At 65.1% G+C, this 3944-nt stretch carries 5 protein-coding genes; 3 read left to right on the forward strand and 2 right to left on the reverse strand.

The window, feature by feature from the left end:
• Positions 1-32: 32 nt before the first annotated feature.
• Positions 33-1271 (reverse strand): ammonium transporter, encoded by a 1239-nt coding sequence (gene amt / locus AC6LKD_RS32470; protein WP_013392915.1) that lies wholly within the window; start codon positions 1269-1271, stop codon positions 33-35.
• Positions 1272-1299: 28 nt separating this feature from the next.
• The gene (locus AC6LKD_RS32475; RefSeq protein WP_006218735.1) at positions 1300-1638 is read right to left on the reverse strand and encodes a P-II family nitrogen regulator; all 339 of its coding nucleotides are present in this window, start codon (positions 1636-1638) and stop codon (positions 1300-1302) included.
• A 250-nt stretch (positions 1639-1888) separates the two neighbouring features.
• Between AC6LKD_RS32475 and AC6LKD_RS32480 the strand changes: the two genes are divergently transcribed.
• The 3 genes from AC6LKD_RS32480 to AC6LKD_RS32490 all read left to right on the forward strand — a co-directional run.
• Entirely contained in the window at positions 1889-2590 is a 702-nt protein-coding gene (locus tag AC6LKD_RS32480; RefSeq protein ID WP_498118535.1) for a DUF5339 family protein, read from the forward strand.
• Positions 2591-2770: 180 nt separating this feature from the next.
• Positions 2771-3022, forward strand: a complete 252-nt coding sequence (locus tag AC6LKD_RS32485; RefSeq protein WP_013392917.1) for an accessory factor UbiK family protein — start codon at positions 2771-2773, stop codon at positions 3020-3022.
• Between the two features lie 182 nt (positions 3023-3204).
• A partial coding sequence (locus AC6LKD_RS32490; protein WP_498118536.1) for a magnesium chelatase domain-containing protein occupies positions 3205-3944 on the forward strand: 740 nt, incomplete at its 3' end.

Consider the following 3944-nt stretch of genomic DNA (forward strand, 5'->3'; position numbering starts at 1 on the left):
CCGCTGTCGTGCGGCGGGCATGAGACTCGCGTTTAGCTGTGGTAGGCGGATTCGCCGTGGCTGGTGACGTCCAGGCCTTCGCGCTCCTGGTCTTCCGGCACCCGCATGCCGCACAGGGCGTTGGCGATCTTGTAGGCGATCCAAGCCACTACGCCGGACCATACGATGGTCAGCAACACGCCTTCCAGCTGGACCCACAGTTGGTGGCCGATCATGCCGGGCTCGGCCAGGCCGGGTCCACCCAGGATCTGCGCGTTGAACACGCCCGTCAGCAGGGCGCCGACGATGCCGCCTACGCCGTGCACGCCGAATACGTCCAGCGCGTCATCGGCGCGCAGCAGGCGCTTCAGGCCGTTCACGCCCCAGACGCAGACGATGCCGGCGATGACACCGATGACCAGCGCGCCCACCGGACCCACCAGGCCGGCGGCCGGGGTGATACCGACCAGGCCGGCGACGGCGCCTGAAGCGGCGCCCAGCATCGAGGGCTTGCCCTTGACGGCCCACTCGGTGAACAGCCAGGACAGCACGGCGCCCGCGGTTGCGATCATCGTGTTGAAAAAGGCCAGCGTGGCATTTTCATTGGCGGCTAGCGCCGAACCGGCGTTGAACCCGAACCAGCCCACCCACAGCAGCGCCGCGCCAACGAAGGTCATGGGCAGATTGTGCGGCTGCATGGCTTCGCGGCCGTAGCCCACGCGCTTGCCCACCACATAGGCGCCCACCAAGCCAGCCACGCCGGCATTGATGTGCACCACGGTGCCGCCGGCGAAGTCCAGCGCGCCCTTGGCGTTGAGCAGGCCCGGCGCCGTTTCAGACGCGAACCAGACCATATGGGCGATCGGCACGTAGGCGAACGTGAACCAGATCACCGTGAACACCAGCACCGCCGAGAAGCGGGCGCGTTCGGCAAAGCTGCCGACGATCAGCGCGCAGGTAATGCCGGCGAAGGTGGCCTGGAACGAGGCGAACAGCAGTTCGGTCAGCGAGTTCGACATGGCGTACTTGCCGTCGGACGGGGTGAACATGCCGGAGAAGAAGGCGCGCGACAGGCCGCCGAAGAAGGCGTTGCCCTCGGTGAACGCGAGGGAATATCCATAGATGAACCAGAGCACCAGGCCCAGCACGAACGTGCACAGCACTTGCAGCAATACGGACAGCACGTTCTTGCTGCGCACCAGGCCGCCATAGAACATCGCCAGACCAGGTACGGCCATCATCAATACAAGCAGGGTAGAGACGAGCAACCAGGAAATATCCGCTTTATCCATTTTCAGGCTCCATTGAGTCTTTATTTATTTACAGCGCGGCTTCGCCGGCTTCACCCGTCCTGATGCGGATCACTTGTTCCAGCGGCGCGGCGAAGATCTTGCCGTCGCCGATCTTGCCGGTGCGGGCCGCCTGTTCGATTGCTTCGATGACCTGATCGACCAGGTGATCAGGCACCGCGGCCTCGACGCGCAGCTTGGGCAGGAAATCGACGGCGTACTCGGCGCCGCGATACAGCTCGGTATGGCCTTTCTGGCGGCCAAATCCCTTTACTTCGGTGACAGTCAGGCCCTGGACGCCGATCCCGGATAGAGCCACCCGCACTTCGTCGAGCTTGAAGGGCTTGATGATGGCGATGATGAGTTTCATGGCATTTCCTCTCATGGTTGCACGTTGGCTTCGTCTATCAAGCAAATTCCATGCCATGTCGGGGATCGCCACGCAGAGAAGGCGGGGGCGCTCAAGTTGTGCCGAGATGCACCAATCTGGTGCTTCGCGCACCGATGGACGGCTTCAAGTTGGTGCGCAGCGCCAGTCCTTGGGGCAAGCAACCAAATATGTTTTCAGCCCGATATTTGTAGCAAATTGATGCGAGTTTTATTGCGTTTTATGTTGGCATATGAATGATTTTGTCGGGCCGTCAGCGAGCCTGGCGCTCCCCGCAAAGCCATGCGGAGCGGGCCTCTGGCTCAAATTGGCGGAGGCATTGAAGCAATGCGGGAAGATGCCGGAATCGGCGAAATGGACGCAGGTTCGTGATACGAGGGTTTACACCGGCCAGCTTGTTGTCCAGGGGCGCCTGCAGAAGAATCAATATCAGTTCAAGCCTGTCCCCGAACAGGCTGTGCCGCAGGCGGAGTTCTGTATTGAAGGATCTCCCAAAAGAAAGCAGGAACGGGAAGGGGCAGTCATGAAGATCCACCGCAAGGCTTTCTACACTCTGGTCCTGGCCGCGTCGCTCGCCGCGCTGGCCGGCTGCAACAAGGAAGACAAGGCCGCCGCGCCGGCCGCCTCCGCTCCTGCGCCTGCTGCTACGACTCCTGCGGCGCCGCCTCCACCCGCGACCACACCTTCCACGGCTGCCCCCGCAGCGGGCGCTGCGGCGTCCATTCCGGCCGAGTGCGAGGCCTACATCGCCAAGGTCAATGCTTGCATGGACAAGCTGGGCAGCGGCAATCCGGCTGCCGCCGCGATCAAGGAGCAGCTGGACGCGGCCAGGGCGCAATGGGGGGCGGTCAGCGACAAGACGCAGTTGGCGACGCAATGCAAGCAGTCGTCGGATACGTTCACGCAGTCGGCAAGCCAGATGGGTTGCCCGTAACGATGTTGGTAGGGGGTTGCCGCCATGGCAGCCCGGTTTTCTCCTGTGCTTTGAAGGGCGGTCACCGCATGCGGCCCGCCCTCTTTTTTTGGGGTGAGGGTGGCCCTTTTTTCGCCGCTGGCCCGGAAACCGTGCGCCGACGCACTACACTTGAGGTATCAAGAACACAGTGAGGCCGTCATGAACAATCGCACCCAGTGGATGGAAGACATCCAGAAGAACATCTCCGACCTGATCGCCCGCAGTCCGGCCGCGGATGTCGAACGCAATGTGCGCGCGATGATGACGCAGGCGTTCTCGAAGCTGGATCTCGTCACGCGCGAGGAATTCGACGTCCAATCCGATTTGCTGGCGCGCACTCGCGCCCGAGTGGATCAATTGGCTGCGCAGGTGCAGCAGCTGGAGTCGCGCCTGTCCGCACTGGACAAGTAAGCCCGCGGCGGCCGCGCCGCGGCCGGCCTGGATATTGCCCTCGAACGGCCGCGATTCCGCGGCCGTTTGCATTTTGGGCGTGGGCTTGAGGCAGGCTGGCAGGATGCTTTTGTCACGGCCGCCGCCGCGGCGGCCTCGCGTTTGCGGATACTGGCGGGTCCCGCCTTTTCTCGGAGACCGCCGTGACGCTAGCCGTTCTTGCCAGCCGGGCCCTGTGCGGCCTGGACGCCCATGCGGTGCGCGTGGAAACGCATCTGGGTCCGGGCCTGCCCAGTTTCAATGTGGTAGGCCTGCCGGACACCGAGGTGCGCGAAAGCCGCGAGCGCGTGCGCGCGGCCATCCTGAACAGTGGTTTCGAGTTTCCACCGGGCAGGATCACCGTCAATCTTTCGCCCGCCGACATCCCCAAGGAGTCCGGGCGCTTCGATCTGCCCATCGCCCTGGGGCTGCTGTTGGCCTCTGGCCAGTTGGCCGCGCCGGTCGATGCCCGAGATGCGGAATCGCCGGTCCAGGAACCATCCCTGGCCGGCCTGGTGCTGGCCGGGGAGCTGTCCCTGACCGGCGCGCTGGTGCCTGTCGCGGCCCCGCTGGTCATCGCGCTGAGCGTTGCCCGGGAAGCGCCCGGCGCCACGCTCATCCTGCCCGCGGGCAGCGCCGAGGAGGCCGCCTGGGTACCGGGCTTGCGGGCGCTGTCGGCTCGCACCCTGGCCGACGTGGCAGCGCACGCGACCGGCGCCTGCCTGCTGCCCGATGCCGTGCCCAGGCCCTGGCCGGCCGCGGCACCCGGGCCGTGCCTGTCGGACGTCCGCGGGCAGCCGGGCGCGCGGCGGGCCTTGGAGGTGGCTGCGGCGGGCGGCCATAGCCTCTTGATGATAGGGCCGCCGGGGGCGGGCAAGAGCATGCTGGCTGCGCGCCTGCCGGG

Source organism: Achromobacter sp. D7-1 (assembly GCF_059760445.1).